15 protein-coding genes are annotated in these 15,618 nt (G+C 47.6%); all 15 read left to right on the forward strand.

The genetic code is table 11. The annotated features are described in order from the left end of the window. Nucleotides 1-153: 153 nt before the first annotated feature. The 15 genes from GXO76_09860 (at nt 154) to GXO76_09930 (ending at nt 15,616) form a co-directional block, all read left to right on the forward strand. Entirely contained in the window at nt 154-1,110 is a 957-nt protein-coding gene (locus GXO76_09860; protein NOY78157.1) for an acetyl-CoA carboxylase carboxyltransferase subunit alpha, read from the forward strand. 2 nt (nt 1,111-1,112) lie between these two features. Beyond that, nucleotides 1,113-1,520, forward strand: a complete 408-nt coding sequence (locus tag GXO76_09865) for an acyl-CoA thioesterase (protein ID NOY78158.1) — start codon at nt 1,113-1,115, stop codon at nt 1,518-1,520. Between the two features lie 9 nt (nt 1,521-1,529). Continuing rightward, on the forward strand, nt 1,530-1,694 hold the full coding sequence (locus GXO76_09870; protein ID NOY78159.1) for a Trm112 family protein: 165 nt from the start codon (nt 1,530-1,532) through the stop codon (nt 1,692-1,694). 363 nt (nt 1,695-2,057) lie between these two features. Then, nucleotides 2,058-2,561, forward strand: a complete 504-nt coding sequence (locus tag GXO76_09875) for an HNH endonuclease (GenBank protein NOY78160.1) — start codon at nt 2,058-2,060, stop codon at nt 2,559-2,561. A gap of 82 nt (nt 2,562-2,643) precedes the next feature. Then, a complete protein-coding gene (gene trpS / locus GXO76_09880; protein ID NOY78161.1) occupies nt 2,644-3,636 on the forward strand; it encodes a tryptophan--tRNA ligase in 993 nt (330 codons plus the stop codon). A gap of 87 nt (nt 3,637-3,723) precedes the next feature. Next, complete coding sequence (locus GXO76_09885) at nt 3,724-4,446, forward strand: segregation/condensation protein A (GenBank protein ID NOY78162.1); 723 nt, start codon at nt 3,724-3,726, stop codon at nt 4,444-4,446. A 188-nt stretch (nt 4,447-4,634) separates the two neighbouring features. Next, a complete protein-coding gene (scpB, locus tag GXO76_09890) occupies nt 4,635-5,252 on the forward strand; it encodes an SMC-Scp complex subunit ScpB (protein ID NOY78163.1) in 618 nt (205 codons plus the stop codon). Further along, a complete protein-coding gene (locus GXO76_09895) occupies nt 5,236-5,949 on the forward strand; it encodes an rRNA pseudouridine synthase (GenBank protein ID NOY78164.1) in 714 nt (237 codons plus the stop codon). The genes scpB and GXO76_09895 overlap by 17 nt, the downstream gene beginning before the upstream one ends. After that, nucleotides 5,940-7,652: a short-chain dehydrogenase gene (locus GXO76_09900; protein ID NOY78165.1), complete on the forward strand. Its 1,713-nt coding sequence runs from the start codon at nt 5,940-5,942 to the stop codon at nt 7,650-7,652. The genes GXO76_09895 and GXO76_09900 overlap by 10 nt, the downstream gene beginning before the upstream one ends. Nucleotides 7,653-7,671: 19 nt before the next feature. Next, nucleotides 7,672-8,331 (forward strand): (d)CMP kinase, encoded by a 660-nt coding sequence (locus GXO76_09905; protein NOY78166.1) that lies wholly within the window; start codon nt 7,672-7,674, stop codon nt 8,329-8,331. A 174-nt stretch (nt 8,332-8,505) separates the two neighbouring features. Then, entirely contained in the window at nt 8,506-9,099 is a 594-nt protein-coding gene (locus GXO76_09910) for a 1-acyl-sn-glycerol-3-phosphate acyltransferase (GenBank protein NOY78167.1), read from the forward strand. A gap of 18 nt (nt 9,100-9,117) precedes the next feature. After that, a complete protein-coding gene (rpsA, locus tag GXO76_09915) occupies nt 9,118-11,358 on the forward strand; it encodes a 30S ribosomal protein S1 (protein NOY78168.1) in 2,241 nt (746 codons plus the stop codon). A gap of 315 nt (nt 11,359-11,673) precedes the next feature. After that, nucleotides 11,674-13,050, forward strand: a complete 1,377-nt coding sequence (gene mtaB, locus GXO76_09920) for a tRNA (N(6)-L-threonylcarbamoyladenosine(37)-C(2))-methylthiotransferase MtaB (protein ID NOY78169.1) — start codon at nt 11,674-11,676, stop codon at nt 13,048-13,050. A gap of 225 nt (nt 13,051-13,275) precedes the next feature. Beyond that, nucleotides 13,276-15,252, forward strand: coding sequence for an oligopeptide transporter, OPT family (locus GXO76_09925; protein NOY78170.1), 1,977 nt, complete (start codon nt 13,276-13,278; stop codon nt 15,250-15,252). Beyond that, nucleotides 15,242-15,616, forward strand: coding sequence for a PqqD family protein (locus GXO76_09930; protein ID NOY78171.1), 375 nt, complete (start codon nt 15,242-15,244; stop codon nt 15,614-15,616). The genes GXO76_09925 and GXO76_09930 overlap by 11 nt, the downstream gene beginning before the upstream one ends. Nucleotides 15,617-15,618: the final 2 nt, after the last annotated feature.

Consider the following 15,618-nt stretch of genomic DNA (forward strand, 5'->3'; position numbering starts at 1 on the left):
TAGTTTAAACGGAGAACCGCAGAGCAGAAAAATGAAGGTTACCGAGAAAAAACGTTTTCCCAATCGGAGTTTCATTGGAAGCGAACGATTTTAGTTTGGAAAAATGTGCTTTGAATTTTTGAAAATGACACCGAAGAAAATTAGGTATTCTTTATGAACGGATTTGTTTTTGATTTTGAACGACCTATTGTTGAGCTGGAAAAGAAAATCGAGGAGATGAAGGAGTATTCGTACATTGAAAATGTCGAGCTCCAGGATGAAATAGCCAACCTCGAGAAAAAGGCGGAAAAACTGCGCAAAGAAATTTATTCCAAATTGACCCGATGGCAGCGCGTCCAATTGGCCCGGCATCCGCAGCGGCCCTACACCCTGGATTATCTCCAGCGCATAATGCCCGATTTCCAGGAGCTCCACGGGGACCGAAAATTTGCCGATGATCCGGCTATTGTTGGGGGCGTGGGACATATTCAGGATCAACCGGTTTTTGTGATTGGCCATCAAAAGGGGCGTTCCACAAAGGAAAAACTTTACCGGAATTTCGGAATGCCCAATCCCGAGGGATACCGAAAAGCGCTTCGCCTTATGAAGTTGGCCGCAAAATTCAAACGCCCTGTTGTAGCGCTGATCGACACCCCCGGTGCCTATCCGGGAATTGGAGCGGAAGAACGGGGACAGGCGGAAGCCATCGCCCGAAATTTATTTGAGATGTCCCATTTGCCCGTGCCCATTTTGGTGGTTGTTATTGGCGAAGGAGCCAGCGGAGGGGCACTAGGCATTGGTGTGGGTGACAAAATTTTGATGCTTGAAAATACCTGGTATTCCGTTATCTCTCCGGAGGGATGTGCCGCTATTCTCTGGCGGGATGCCGGGAAGGCTAAGGAAGCCGCCGAAGCCATGCGTGTTACGGCCAAGGATCTGCTGGAAATGGGAATTGCGGACGGAATAATTCCCGAACCGGTGGGAGGAGCCCATCGCAATTATGATGAAGCGGCCTCAATCCTTGAAAAGCGCATTTTAGAAGAACTTAATGAACTGTCGTCTCTTCCGGTGGATGAGCTTCTGGAAAAACGATACCAAAAATACAGAAAAATTGGATTCTGGGAAGAATAGCCATGCTTGAAAATCGAATGCAGTTTCGTGTACGGTATGTGGAAACCGATCAAATGGGAATCGCTCATCATTCGAATTACTTTGCCTGGTTTGAATGCGGACGCGCCGAATTGATGCGGGAACTGGGTTACACCTACGCGCAAATGGAAAAGGAAGGCATTTTAATGCCGATTGTTGAGGTTCACTGCAAGTACATCCGGCCGGCCTTTTATGACGATCTGCTGGAGCTTCGTACCGTCGTAGACGGATTGCCGCGGGCGCGAATTAAACTCTCGTACGTGATCACCCGGGTGGAGACAGGAGAAAAAATTGCAGAGGGTGATACGACATTGGCCTTTCTAAATGAAGACCGAAAGCCCATTCGTGCGCCGAAGAAATTTTTCAATGTCATAAAAGAGAATTTTAAGTAGGAGGAAAAAATGCTGGATAAGGAACTTCTGGACATTCTGGCGTGCCCCAAATGCAAAGGCGATCTGGAGTACGATCCGGAAAATAATTATTTGATCTGCCATAATTGCCGCCTGAAATTCCCGATTAAGGATGACATTCCTGTGATGTTGATTGAGGAAGCCGAGAAGTTTTAACCTGTGCAATAGTTTTGAAGAATCACCACAATAAATTGTGGTGATTGTACAAGGAGACGTACAGGGAATTTTTGTTGGATAGTGCATATAGGGAATTAAAATCCTTTCAGAGTTTTATTGAGTGGTTTTGAAGGATCACCACAATTCATTGTGGTGATCGGTGATCGTACAAAGGGGGCGAAGGGTTTGTGCCAAGATTTTACAAAAAGTCTTGATTCTTGAACCGAATTCAGTTAAATTTAAAAATTAAGGCTTTGTAATATTTTGTATCCCAATTCGGTTGCGTACCCACGGGTCCTTTCGGGGATGCAAAAAACAGAACCACCTGAGCATTTTTTAATTTAACAACCGGTGGTTGATATGTTGGATCGTCATGTACTCATTCTGAATCAGAATTACGAACCCATGAGCGTGTGCTCTGCCCGAAGGGCCATTGTTTTGGTCTATCTGGGAAAGGCCGAGCTTGTGGAAAAATACGATTATTATGTCCGGTCGGTCAGAAGTCGGTATCCGGTTCCAAGCATCGTGCGTTTAAGCCGGTTTGTCAAAATTCCACCCCGGCGGATTCTACTGACGAAAAAGAATGTGTTGAAACGTGACAATTATCAATGCCAGTACTGCGGTGTTAAGGGGGGTGATTTGACCATTGACCACGTCATTCCGCGTGATCGGGGGGGAAGAGACCGGTGGGAGAATCTGGTAGCGTGCTGTAAGAAATGCAATGCCAGGAAGGGAAATCGCACCCCGGAGGAAGCCGGAATGAAGTTGCTTAAGAAACCAAGAAAACCCAATCATTTGATGTTTATTCAATATTTTATTGGGATTGCGGACACCCGCTGGAAACCATATTTGTACATGTCTGATTAAAAACACCGAGAATCAATCGGTGTTTTTCTTTGTTTGAAAATTCATTTATAATCTGAAAAATAGGGAAGAATGAATGGCGGAATTGAAACGAATCCTGAGCGGAATGCGGCCCTCCGGCAAGCTTCACCTCGGAAACTACACGGGCGCATTGGAAAACTGGGTGCAGAATCAGGGAAAATTCCAGAATTTTCACCTGGTAGCCGATTGGCATGTGTTGACCACCTCTGTGGAAGATACCTCCCATATCTGGGAAGATTCCATCGAAATGATTATTGACTGGCTCGCCGTTGGTATTGATCCGGAAAAAAGTGTCATTTTTGTACAGTCGCATGTGAAAGAACATGCGGAACTCTTTTTGCTTTTTTCCATGCTGGTTACCGTTCCGCGGTTGCAGCGCAACCCGACGGTAAAAGAACAAATCCGTGAACTTCATCTGGAAGATCGGGTTTCCTTCGGCCATCTGGGTTATCCCGTGCTTCAGGCCGCCGATATTCTGATCTACCGTGCCCACTATGTTCCGGTGGGGGAGGATCAGGTTCCCCACGTGGAATTGACACGGGAAATTGCCCGCAGGTTTAATTCGCTTTACGGAGAGGTTTTCCCGGAACCTCAACCCATGCTGACGGTTTTCAGCCGGCTTCCGGGTCTGGACGGTACAAAGATGAGTAAATCCAAAGAGAATACCATTCTGCTTTCGGATGATCCGCAAACCATTCAGAAAAAGGTTCGAACGGCTGTTACCGATCCGCAGAAGATTCACATGGGAGACCCGGGTCATCCGGACATTTGTACGGTTTTTACCTATCATAAAAAATTTAATCCCTCGGAGGTTCCTGAAATTGAAGAGAATTGTAAGAAGGGGATTCTGGGGTGTGTGGCGTGCAAAAAAAATCTGGCCCAGAAATTAGCGGACTACCTGGCTCCGTTTCGCGAAAAACGGGCGGAACTGGAGCAAAACCGAAAAAAAATCCGCGATATTATTGAAGATGGAAACGAACGCGCCAGAAAAGAGGCCCGGGAAACAATGGGCGCCGTTCGTGAGGCCATGAAGATTGGGCTCATGCTGGACGTGTAAATAAAAATGGCTGTCAATAATCACCTGGTGTTGGCGAAGCGATTGGAATAAAAACTCCGGATCAGATACACGAATCATTGAGAGAGTATGTACAAAATAAAACTTCAAAATTTTGAAGGCCCGTTGGATCTGCTTCTGTTTTTAATCAATAAAAATGAAGTGGATATTTACGATATTCCAATTGCGCTTATTACGCGGCAGTATTTGGATACCATTCAGCTCATGCAGCAATTGGATCTGGATATTGCAGGCGATTTTATCGTAATGGCGGCTACCTTGATGCACATCAAAGCTCACATGCTGATTCCGACGGCTCCTTTGGAAAACGAGGAGGAAATCGTTGACCCGCGCCAGGAATTGGTAGATCGCCTTATCGAATATCGGAAGTATAAGACCATTGCCCACACACTGGAGGAGAAAGAAGCGGTTTTCCGGACCATGATCCCGAAGGTACCTCAGGAATTTGATTTCAGCGATTTTCCTTCTGAAGAGGTGTCTCTCGGAAATGTAACCCTTTTTGATCTGGTTTATGCCTTTAATCAGGCACTCAAGCGGTTCAAGGAAAAACCGGATCACCAGGTTATTGTTGATCAGATTTCCGTGGATGATCAAATCCATTATATTCGGGAGTTTATGAAATCCCGCGAGCAGATAACGTTTCAGGAATTGATAGAGCCCCTTAAAAGAAAGTTGGTGGTGATTGCCACATTTTTGGCCATTTTGGAAATGATCAAACAGCAGGAGATTGTGGTCAAACAAACCCTGCCGTTTTCGGAAATCTGGATTTTCAGGCCCCATCTTCAGAATTAGGGGATCCCCATTATCCAGTGGAAACAAAATTTTTACTTCGCACAATCGGGGTGAAATAAAGCAGGTTTTATTTTTATGGATGGAAGGCCATTCAAAAAGTAATCAAACGAGCTCATGCGTATGAAAAACCAAATGACGATTTACATGAACCAACAATCCGCCCGGGCGGATCAGGAAAAGTAGCATTTATGGACGAAATTGAATTGCAACGCATCGTTGAGGCGTTACTTTTTTCTTCAGACAAACCGCTGCCAGCCAAACACATATCCCAGATTTTGAATATCTCTGAAAAAAATGTTGTGGACTCTATTGATGCACTGAACCGTCTGTATGACGCCCGAGCGTTCAAAATTATCCGGGTGGCAGGGGGATTTCAGATGGTCACTAAACCGGATTATTACGGCTGGATTCGCCAGTTGTACAAAACCCGGAGCCGGAACCGATTGTCCCGTGCGGCACTGGAGACGCTGGCCGTTATTGCCTACAAGCAGCCGGTCAGTCGGGTGGAGGTGGAACACATTCGCGGGGTCAATTCGGACGGTGTTATCGGGACTCTTCTGGAGAGAAATCTCATTACCATCAAAGGACGTGCCGAGGCCGTGGGGCGCCCGTTACTTTACGGAACAACGGATGAATTTTTGCGCTATTTTGGGTTGAACGACCTTTCCGATCTTCCAAAAGAATCCGAAATTGAGGCCCTGTTAAAGGACAAAGAGGCGCAGGAGGAGGCAGATGCCGACGATTTGAATCGGGAAGTCGCCGGGCGAAATGAATCAGGAAAAGAGACCGATGATTCGACTGAATAAATTTATCGCCAACGCCGGTGTATGTTCGCGTCGGAAAGCCGACGAGTGGATTCAACAGGGACGGGTGCGTGTGAACGGAGAAACGGTTACCCATCTGGGCATCCAAATTGATCCGGAAAATGACCGGATTGAGATTGATGGTAACCCAATTGTACTTCCTCAAAAGGAAATCATCATTCTGTTCAATAAGCCGAAAGAGTGTTTGACGACGGTTTCAGACCCCTTCCGTCGAAAAACCGTGTTGGATTATGTACGCGTGCCCTATCGTATTTACCCGGTTGGTCGTTTGGATTACGACACCGAAGGAGTGCTTCTTCTTACCAATTCAGGAGAACTGGCCTATCGCTTAACCCACCCCAAATATGAAATTGACAAGGTTTATCTGGTCACACTTGAAAAACCGGTTACGTCCGACATGCTGCTTTCTCTGGAAAAAGGGGTTGAAATTGCTCCGGGGCGTGTGGTTTCCGGCCGTGTCGAAAAACGATCGTCGCATCGAATCGAACTGACCATTCACCAGGGGATGAAACATCAGGTGAAGCGCATGGTTCAGGCCGTTGGTAATCGGGTGGTGGCCCTCAAGCGCATTCGCCTGGGAGCATTGCACCTGGGTTCTTTGAAACCCGGTGAATGGCGGTTTCTAAATACAGAAGAAATCTCGCAACTCAAAAAAACAGTGAGGTTACCATGGAAATAAAGGGAAAACGCGTATTGATTTTAGGCGCATGGGGTTTGGTGGGATCCGCCATTTGCAGGCGACTTATTCCGGAGGAACCCGAAGAAATCATTGTTTCGTCCCTGGCAAAATGGGAAGCCGAAGATGCTGTTAATCGTTTGAAGGATATTAACAAAGAAGGAAAAGTCAAACTCATTCCCTCCTGGGGCAATATTTTCTTGCGGGATTCTTTGCAAAATATCCCCCGATCCGAAATTATTGAAAATCCAACCTATCGGGAACAACTTATTGAAGATGTTTTGGGTGACTTAACGCCTGAGATTTTGGGCCGTTCTTATCTGTACCAGACCATTCAAAAATACAAACCGCAAATTGTGATCGATAGTGTTAATTCGGCCACGGCTCTGGCCTATCAGGACGTGTTTTTGGGCTATTATCGGGTTCGAAAAGAACTCAAGAAATTCAAAAACGGGCTCCCGAATACAACGGGTTTGGTCGATGAAATTGAAAAACTGTTGAGCACACTTTATATTCCGCAATTGATTCGCCATGTTCAGATTTTGTATGAGGCCATGATGCAGGTCAGGACACGAATTTATCTGAAAATTGGTACCAGCGGAACCGGGGGAATGGGGTTGAACATTCCCTACACCCACAGTGAGGAAAAACCGTCACGGGTACTCTTGAGCAAAACTTCCGTGGCCGGAGCCCATTCTCTGCTGCTCTTTTTGATGGCACGCACGCCGGATGCGCCGATTACAAAGGAAATCAAACCGACGGCGGCTATTGCCTGGAAGCGCATCGGTTACGGCCCGATTCGAAAAGGAAACAAACAGGTTGAGCTCTACGACTGCAAACCCGAGAATGCCGTTCCCCTGAAGGGGGAGTTTCGCCTGCACGAAAAATTAAACTGGAAGAAATTAGAGGATGGCATTTTGGAATCGGTCTTCATTGACACCGGTGAAAATGGTATTTTTTCAAAGGCCGAATTTATGACCATCACCACAACCGGACAGATGGAATATGTTACCCCTGAAGAAATTGCAAAGAATGTGATTTACGAACTTAGAGGCGGCAATACGGGCCACGACATCATTAATGCGTTGGACAACGCAACGATGGGCCCCACTTACAGGGCGGGCTATCTGCGGCACACGGCTCTTAAAAAAATGGAGCAATTGGAAAAAGAACACGGTGTGGAAAGCATTGCGTTTGAGCTGCTGGGTCCTCCACGGCTTTCAAAGCTTTTGTACGAAGCCTATTTGTTCAAGAGAACGGTAAAAACAATGGAACATCTCCGGGATGCGGATGAGAACCAGCTTTCTCAACGATTGCTCGATCTGATCCAGTCGGACTCAAAGTTACGTTCGCAAATCATTTCAATCGGGATTCCCATTTTAATGCCCGACGGGGAACGTCTTTTACGGGGGCCCGTTGTGAAGATTCCGCCGTACCGGGGCGAGGACGTTCTGGAGATTCTGCCGGAGAAAATCGACATTTGGGCGCACGACGGCTGGGTTGATCTGCGGCCGTCGAATATTCGAACCTGGAAAAACCGAATGAAGAGAATCTTTGAAGAAATTGAAGCCGTTCCTCCCAATGATACCAGCTCTGAATACGACCAGGACCGCCAGTACTGGCTGGAAGACGGTGAAATAAACGTGGGAAAAATAGTCGGCTGGATTTTTACGAAAGAGGAAAAAGGCCTGCGGATGAAAGATTAAGGAGCCCGTGTTGAAGAAATTGATTATTGCCGTTGACGGACCGGCCGGCTCCGGAAAAAGTACGACGGCCAGGAAGCTTGCGCAAAAACTGGGGTATTTGTATCTGGATACGGGGGCGATGTACCGGGCATTTACACTGAAAGTTCTTCGGGAAGGGGCGGATTCCAACAGGCCAGAGGAACTTGAAAAATTGGCGGAACAGACGGAAATTAGATTGCTCCCGGATGCTTCGGGAATTCGGGTGTATCTGGACGGCGAAGATGTGACGGATGGGATTCGAACGCCTGAAATCGACCGGGCCATCAGTAAAGTCAGTCGGGTAAAAGCGGTGCGGGAACGGATGGTGGCGCTTCAGCGAAAAATTGGCAAGGATGGCGGCATTGTGGCCGAGGGCCGGGATATTGGCACCGTTGTTTTTCCCCGTGCCGATGTAAAAATATATTTGAACGCATCCCCGGAAGAGCGCGCCAGGCGACGCCTGAAAGAACTGCAGGAGAAGGGCGTAACCCTTTCATTTGAGGAGGTGCTGGCGGATATCCAGCGGCGTGACAAAATCGATTCCACCCGTGAAATCAGTCCCCTGAAAAAAGCGGCTGATGCAATTGAAGTGGATACAACGAATTTGTCCATTGACGAACAAGTAGATAAAATCTACCGAATCATTCAAAAATATCTTTGAAATGCCTGAGAATCCTTTCAGGTTTTGTTTAATGAAAATCTTGTATTTGAATCAATGGGGATCGCTTTTTATTTATTTTGTGCCGAACGCTTTGTTTTTTCAGTAAAAAGGGTTGCATTTTCAATGAGATTTTTTTATTTTATAGCTCAAATTATTTTAAAGTCAATATTTAGTGTGTTTTATGGATTAAAAGTTCTGGGGCTGATTGAAAAAACCAAAAAGGCTCCGGTCATTTTTGCATCCAATCACCAGTCGTTTGTGGATCCGCTGGTCATCGGATCTGTAATTCGGCAGGAAATATTCTATTTCGCCAAGCAGGAAATCTTTGAGTGGTTTTTTGTCCGGGACCTGGCGCGGTTTTTTAATGCGTTTCCCACCAAGCGGGGTAATTTTGATATGGAGGCCATCCGTTTTACGAAACGCATTTTGCAAAGCGGACGGTCACTGCTCATGTTTCCGGAGGGCACCCGAAGCAGAACGGGTGAGCTTCAAGAGGCACGCTCAGGGGTGGCGATGTTGGCGTATCAAAACGGAATTGATATTATTCCCATTCATATTCACGGAACATTCAGGCTTCGGGAGAGTTTTTTAAAATATCCCGGAATTATTGTGAATATTGGGAAGCGAATTCCGATGAAGGACTATCTGAATCGGCAGACGCCCCGGAAAAAGCTTTATCAGGAAATCAGCGACCGCATCATGCAGGAAATTGCTGAGCTCCGCGACCAATCATTTGCTTATCAGGCCTCACTAAGAGGCACTAAATAAAGAAGGAGGACGAACTAAATGCAAGATCAAGAAAAAGAAAATTCACTTCAGAATGACGAAGTGAATGAGAATCCCCAAAACATAACGGAGGGAGGTGGTGAACAGGTTCAGGCGACACCGGAAACCGACGCTGCGGAAACTACGGAAACACCGAGTGTTGAGGAAACCGTTGTAACGGAGACAGTGGTTGAAGAAACGCCGGCAGAAGGTGAGGCAGACACGGGTCCGAAGACACTGAAGTTGGAAGACCTGGTAGAGGAAAAGGAATATTCAGACGATGAAGCCGAATGGTACCGCCAAATTTATGAGCAAACGCTCAACAAATTTCAGGAAGGTGAAATTATCCGGGGCCGAATTCTGGCAATTAACCAGAAGGAAGTGTCTGTGGATATCGGATTTAAGTCTGAAGGCGTCGTTCCTCTGGAAGAATTCAGCAATCCTGAAGAATTAAAAATTGGTGATGAAATCGAGGTCTATCTGGACACGGTTGAGGATCGGGACGGCCAGTTGGTCCTTTCCCGCAAAAAGGCCGATTTTATTAAAGCCTGGGAACAGGTCATTAAATATTTCGAAGAAGACCGCACGATTGAAGGGCGCATTGTTCGCCGGATTAAGGGTGGAATGGTGGTCGATATAATGGGTGTGGATGCCTTTTTACCCGGTTCCCAGATTGACGTGAAACCGGTTCGGGATTTTGATGCCCTGGTTGGCAAGACATTTGAATTTAAAATTGTGAATGTCAATCAGCCCCGGAAAAACATCGTTGTGTCCAGACGTGTTTTGATTGAAGAAGGGCTGAAAGGCCAGCGCGAAAAGATCCTGAACGAGCTGGAAAAAGGCCAGATTCTGGAAGGAACCGTCAAGAACATTACCAATTTTGGCGTATTCATCGATTTGGGCGGCGTTGACGGGTTGTTGCACATCAACGATTTGTCCTGGGGCCGCGTGAGCCATCCGTCCGAGGTGGTCTCCCTGGATGAAAAGATTAAGGTGATGGTCCTTGATTTCGATGAAGATAAAACAAGAATCTCTCTTGGTTTAAAGCAGCTTCAACCACACCCGTGGGAAAATGTGGAAGAGCACTACCCGGTGGGAGCCAAGGTGACCGGAAAAGTGGTCAATATTGCGGATTACGGTGCCTTTGTTGAGCTGGAAAAGGGCATCGAAGGGCTTATCCACATCTCTGAAATGTCCTGGACACAGCATATCCGGCATCCGAGCCAGGTTGTTTCTCTGGGCGATATTGTTGAAGCCATTGTTTTAAACGTCGAAAAGGATGAACGCAAAATCTCGTTGAGCCTCAGGCAATTGGAACCCAATCCCTGGGATGAAATCGAGAAAAAATATGAAGTGGGATCTCACCACAAGGGCATTGTCAGAAATCTGACCAACTTTGGTGCGTTTGTCGAGTTGGAAGAAGGCATTGACGGATTGGTTCACATCTCTGATCTGTCCTGGACCAAGAAGGTCCGTCATCCGAGTGAAGTGCTCAAAAAGGGTGACGAAATCGAAGTGGTCGTGCTGGGCATTGACCGCGACAACCGCCGCATTTCACTGGGATACAAACAGGTCTTCGAAAATCCGTGGGATTCCCTGGAGCAGCAGTACAAGCCCGGTACCCGGGTGAAGGGCAAGATTGTCCGGCCGATCGACAAAGGCCTGATTGTGGAAATTCCTGAGGATGTTGAGGGATTTGTGCCCATTTCTCATCTGGTGGAAATGGACAAACCCGAAATCAAACATATCAGTGATGTCTACAATGCCGGTGACGAAGTTGAGCTGTCTGTGATCGAATTCGACAAGACGAACAAACGAATCGTATTGTCGGAACGTAGTCCGGAGGAGTTGACTCCGGAACAGGGTGGAACCGCTTCGCCTGGTGAAGGAAAAGGCGAAAAACGGCCCCGAATCCGGCGGACGGGCGCGAAACCTTCAAAGAAAGCGGCTGCAGCAGAAAAAACAGAGGAGTCACCCAAAGAAAAAGCAGCAGATGCGGCCAAACCCGAAGCCGAAAAGGAGGACTCTCCCGAACCGGCCGAAACTGCAGCGGAAGCGTCCGAAAAGCCTGCCGCCGCGGAAGAAACAGAAGAAAAAACAACTGAGAAAACGGAAGAAAAAGGGGCCGAACCCGCTGCGGATTCTGTTGAAGAAGAGAAGCCCGCAACTGAGGAAAAACCGGCTGAAGAAGAAAAAACTGAAGATGCTTCCGAAGAAAAGGCGGCTGAAAAACCGGAGGATTCTGAAGAGAAGGAAAAGTAAGTCGTTTATTATTGAACTGATAAAAAAAGAGCCGGCATTTTTTCCGGCTCTTTTCATTTGGGATGGTTTTTTTCTCGTATGTGGCAACGAAGGGAAAATAAGATCAACAATTTGTGATAAAAATTGATTTGCCATTAACACGGCGTCGCTTTATAATTAACTGAAAAATAGGTTATTATGTAACATTTTTCTGTTGATGACCTTCCGAGTGAGGGGGTGGGTTGAAAAAAGGTCAACTAATAAAATCCGATTTTTTCAAAGCTTTCTTTTAACGGGACAATATTACAATCACTTCAGACGATTAGATGCGAATTTATGAAAAAAACGGTTTCATTTTACACATTGGGCTGTAAACTAAATCAGGCTGAAACGGCAGCAATTGCGGCCGATTTTGCGGCCCGGGGGTATGAGATTGTTCCCTTCGGGGAGCCTGCCGATGTGGTGTTTATTAACACCTGCAGCGTTACGGAACGGGCCGAGCAGAAATGCCGCCGCGTCGTGCACCGGTCTGTCCGAAAATCTCCGAAAGCGAAAATTGTGGTGGCAGGCTGTTATCCACAGCTTCGGCCGGAGGTCATTGCCGACATTCCCGGAGTGGATCTGATTCTTGGAACCCAGAATAAATACGACGCCGTTTCACAGGTTGAAAATCTGTCGAAAGAAGCGCTGCCCAGAAGGAATGTTGCGCCCTTTTCAAAAAAGGAAGCCTTCCGCTATTTTGACGGCGGATATGTCGATCAACACACCCGGGCATTTCTGAAAATACAGGACGGCTGCGATTACCGCTGTTCCTATTGTTCAATTCCGTTTTCGCGGGGGCCTTCCCGCAGCGATCACCCCCAGGCTATTGTGGCTCGGGCGCAGGCACTGGCCGCGCAGGGGTTTAAAGAGCTGGTTTTAACGGGGGTTCATATTGGGATGTACGGAAAGGATTTGGATCGGGAAGAAAATTTGGTGCGTCTGCTCTGGCGTCTGTTGAAAATCGAGGGGTTGGAGCGTATCCGAATCAGCTCCTTGGATCCGCATGAGGTAACGGATGATTTAATCGATTTGGCAGCTTCAACGCCTCGAATTGCCCCGCATTTTCACATTGCGCTGCAAAGCGGGGATAATGAAATCCTCAGGCGCATGAAGCGGGCGTATCGGGTTGAAAAATTCCAATCGGTTACGGAAAAAATCCGTTCAAAAATTCCCCATGCCGGAATTGGCGTGGATGTCATTGTTGGTTTTCCGGGAGAAACGGAAGAAAAATTTCAGGCGACCCGTCAGGTTCTCTCTGAAAGTCCGGTCACGTTTTTTCATGTCTTTTCATACTCCCGAAGGGCCGGTACTCCGGCAGAGAAATTCCCCGATCAAATTCCAATGGCTGAAAAGAAGCGCCGTGTGGATGAACTCATTCAGTTGGGTGAAGAAAAGAAACGGGCGTTTGAGAAGGGGTTTCTTGGGAAAACTCTGCATGTTTTGGTTGAGAAGCGAAAAGGCGACCGGAACTGGCAGGGGGTGGCTGAGAATTACATCCGCGTATTTTTAACCCGGGCCGCAGCCGGGAATGAAATTCTTCCCGTTCGAATTACGGAAATCTCAGACGGGAAGGTGTTTGGAATTCCTCTGTTTGGTCTGCAGGAAAAGGACGACAGAAATTCCCATCCACCCAAAAAGGTCTTGATCTCCCACTATCCCAATCCCACATAAGCGTCCAAACAACCTTGCGAAGGTTTGGAGCCTTCGCAAGGTTTCGAATAGTGTTTCAAAAAATATTAATTCAGTTGTTGCATATTTCCTTAGATTTTCTTATTTTGTAAAAAATTTTTATTGCGTGATTTTGAGACCATTTAGAAACACCACCTAATCTGTAGAATGGTGTAAACCGGGAATTCATTAATCCTTCATTTCTGATCCAAAAAAAGGAGATTCCGTATGGCGAAGAGTGAGTTTAAACCTTATGTACCCATCGTAACGTCTCTGCGGGAATTTACCCCCAAGGCTTTGTTGCTTGGTGTGCTGCTGGCTGTTCTTTTGGGAGCCGCCAATGCCTATGTCGGCATGAAAGCCGGAATGACGGTTGCCGCTACGTTTCCTGCGGCGGTCATTGCCATTGCGGTGTTGCGGCCATTTAAGGGAAGCATTTTGGAAGAGAACATCGCGCGAACCACGGCCTCCGTTGGTGAAGCCCTCGTGGCCGGTGCCATTTTTACCATCCCGGCCTTTCTTTTGTCAGGCGTTTGGGATCACCTGCATTATTGGGCAAGCACGGCCATTATGTTTGTGGGAGGTACCCTCGGCGTCCTTTTTGTGGTGATTTTGAGGCGAACCCTTGTGGAGGAAGCGGATTTGCCTTTTCCTGAAAGCGTTGCCTGTGCCGAAATTGTGAAAGCGGGACAAAAGGGACAATCGGGAGCCTCGTACGTTTTTGGAGCCATGGGTATCGCTTCACTTCTGGAACTCTTTAAAAACAGTCGGGGGATTCAGATTTTTGTTGAAAATTTCAGTGGGTTTATTCATTTCAAACAATCGGTGATGCAGCTTTTTAACGGAAACGGCGGTAAAATCGGAAAAGCCATCACGTATGGCGGAGGGATTTTCTGGAAGTCCCCGGCAGCCTCCCCGGCACTGATTGGAGTGGGCTACATTATCGGCCCCCGATTGGCCAATATTACGTTTTCGGGCGGTGTTTTCGGATGGCTGCTGCTTATTCCGATGGCCACCTTTTTTAACACGAACCTGGCGTCAATGGTCGGGCACGGCGCAGGGCTGGGTGATTGGTACTCCATTGGGAATGCCGTGTGGTATTACCAGATTCGACCCATTGCTGTGGGCGCCATGCTGGTCGGTGCGTTCTACACGCTTTGGACGCTGCGGGATGCCCTGATTTCCGGGATTGGCAAGGGCCTGGCCGATGCCAAACTGGCCCGTCAGGGTGAAGGAGCCGATAAAAATCGCCTTGAAAAAGACTTGCCGTTTACCCAAATTATCATTGCCATTGTTGTCCTGGCAATTCCCATGATCATTATCTACGAACATTTTTCCGGAAACATTGGAAGCGCGCTTGTGGCGACTCTGGTTATGATTATCTTGGGATTCCTCTTTGCCGCGGTGGCGGGCTATCTGGTTGGAATTATCGGTAGTTCCAGCAATCCCATTTCGGGATTAACCCTTTCCACATTAATCATTGCGGCGCTGCTCATGGTGGCCCTTGGTGTAACGGGTCAGCACGGCGTGGCCGCTGTTTTGGGCGTAGCCGCTGTGGTATGCGTGATGGCCGGAATTGCCGGGGATATGATGCAGGATTTGAAAGTGGGACATATCCTGGGCGGTACTCCCTGGAAGATGGAGCTGGGTGAAATTATCGGCGTGATCGCGGCCTCACTCGTCATGGTTTGGCCCATTCAAATATTGAATGCTGCAACACCCGGCGGAATTGGGGGCGAACTCCTGCCAGCCCCGCAAGCCGGTTTGATGGCCCTGATGGCCCAGGGAATTGTGGGCGGGCACATGGCCTGGCCCCTGGTCATTGTGGGAATGATGTTTGCCGTGGGTCTGATTCTCATTAAATCTCCATCGCCCATGTTGATTGCCGTTGGAATGTACCTCCCGTTTCAGACGACGGCAGCCATCTGGATTGGCGGCCTGTTTAAATGGGCCCTGCAGGCCATTATGAAACGGAAAAAGTTTTCGGACGACCAGAAGGAGCTGACCGAAAATACGGGAATATTAATTGCTTCAGGTTTGGTGGCTGGAGAAGCCCTGACGGGTGTGATTCTGGCAGCCCTTTATCTGGCGCATGTGAATCTTCCCGTAATCAGCAAATCCCCGTGGATTGGGCTCCTCGTCTTTCCCATTTTATATTATATGATGATTTCAATTCCATTGCGGAGAATAAAACGTGCGGCGTAAAACGGATGAAACAGTTGAAGAAAAAAATCTACTGGATCTGATTCCGGTCCAAACCCGGGACTGGGAAGAAGCCGGGGAAGGAAAAATCAGGATTTTGGTTCCCCGATTTGGTAATCACTGGCTCGGGAGAAAACTGAAATCCACCATGAAAAATCCGAATTATTACGTGAATTTGGATGAGTTCGGCAGTTTTGTCTGGCGCTTTATCGACGGTAAGCACACGGTGTACGAAATTGGTATGATTCTTCGTGAACGCTATGGAGAGGCGGTTGAACCTGTGTTCGACCGCCTCGGTATTTTTTTTCAACAATTGTCTCGCGGAAAGTTTATTTCATGGAAAGATGAAACGGCGGGGAAGCCGTAATC

The organism is Calditrichota bacterium (assembly GCA_013151735.1).
In the GTDB taxonomy this organism is placed as follows: Bacteria; Zhuqueibacterota; JdFR-76; order JdFR-76; family BMS3Abin05; genus BMS3Abin05.

What these genes read in the sequence shown, in the direction of transcription:
- GXO76_09860 (NOY78157.1), top strand. Translation starts at nt 154, where the DNA reads ATGAACGGATTTGTTTTTGATTTTGAACGACCTATTGTTGAGCTGGAA.
- GXO76_09865 (NOY78158.1), top strand. Translation starts at nt 1,113, where the DNA reads ATGCTTGAAAATCGAATGCAGTTTCGTGTACGGTATGTGGAAACCGAT.
- GXO76_09870 (NOY78159.1), top strand. Translation starts at nt 1,530, where the DNA reads ATGCTGGATAAGGAACTTCTGGACATTCTGGCGTGCCCCAAATGCAAA.
- GXO76_09885 (NOY78162.1), top strand. Translation starts at nt 3,724, where the DNA reads ATGTACAAAATAAAACTTCAAAATTTTGAAGGCCCGTTGGATCTGCTT.
- scpB (NOY78163.1), top strand. Translation starts at nt 4,635, where the DNA reads ATGGACGAAATTGAATTGCAACGCATCGTTGAGGCGTTACTTTTTTCT.
- GXO76_09895 (NOY78164.1), top strand. Translation starts at nt 5,236, where the DNA reads ATGATTCGACTGAATAAATTTATCGCCAACGCCGGTGTATGTTCGCGT.
- GXO76_09900 (NOY78165.1), top strand. Translation starts at nt 5,940, where the DNA reads ATGGAAATAAAGGGAAAACGCGTATTGATTTTAGGCGCATGGGGTTTG.
- rpsA (NOY78168.1), top strand. Translation starts at nt 9,118, where the DNA reads ATGCAAGATCAAGAAAAAGAAAATTCACTTCAGAATGACGAAGTGAAT.
- mtaB (NOY78169.1), top strand. Translation starts at nt 11,674, where the DNA reads ATGAAAAAAACGGTTTCATTTTACACATTGGGCTGTAAACTAAATCAG.
- GXO76_09925 (NOY78170.1), top strand. Translation starts at nt 13,276, where the DNA reads ATGGCGAAGAGTGAGTTTAAACCTTATGTACCCATCGTAACGTCTCTG.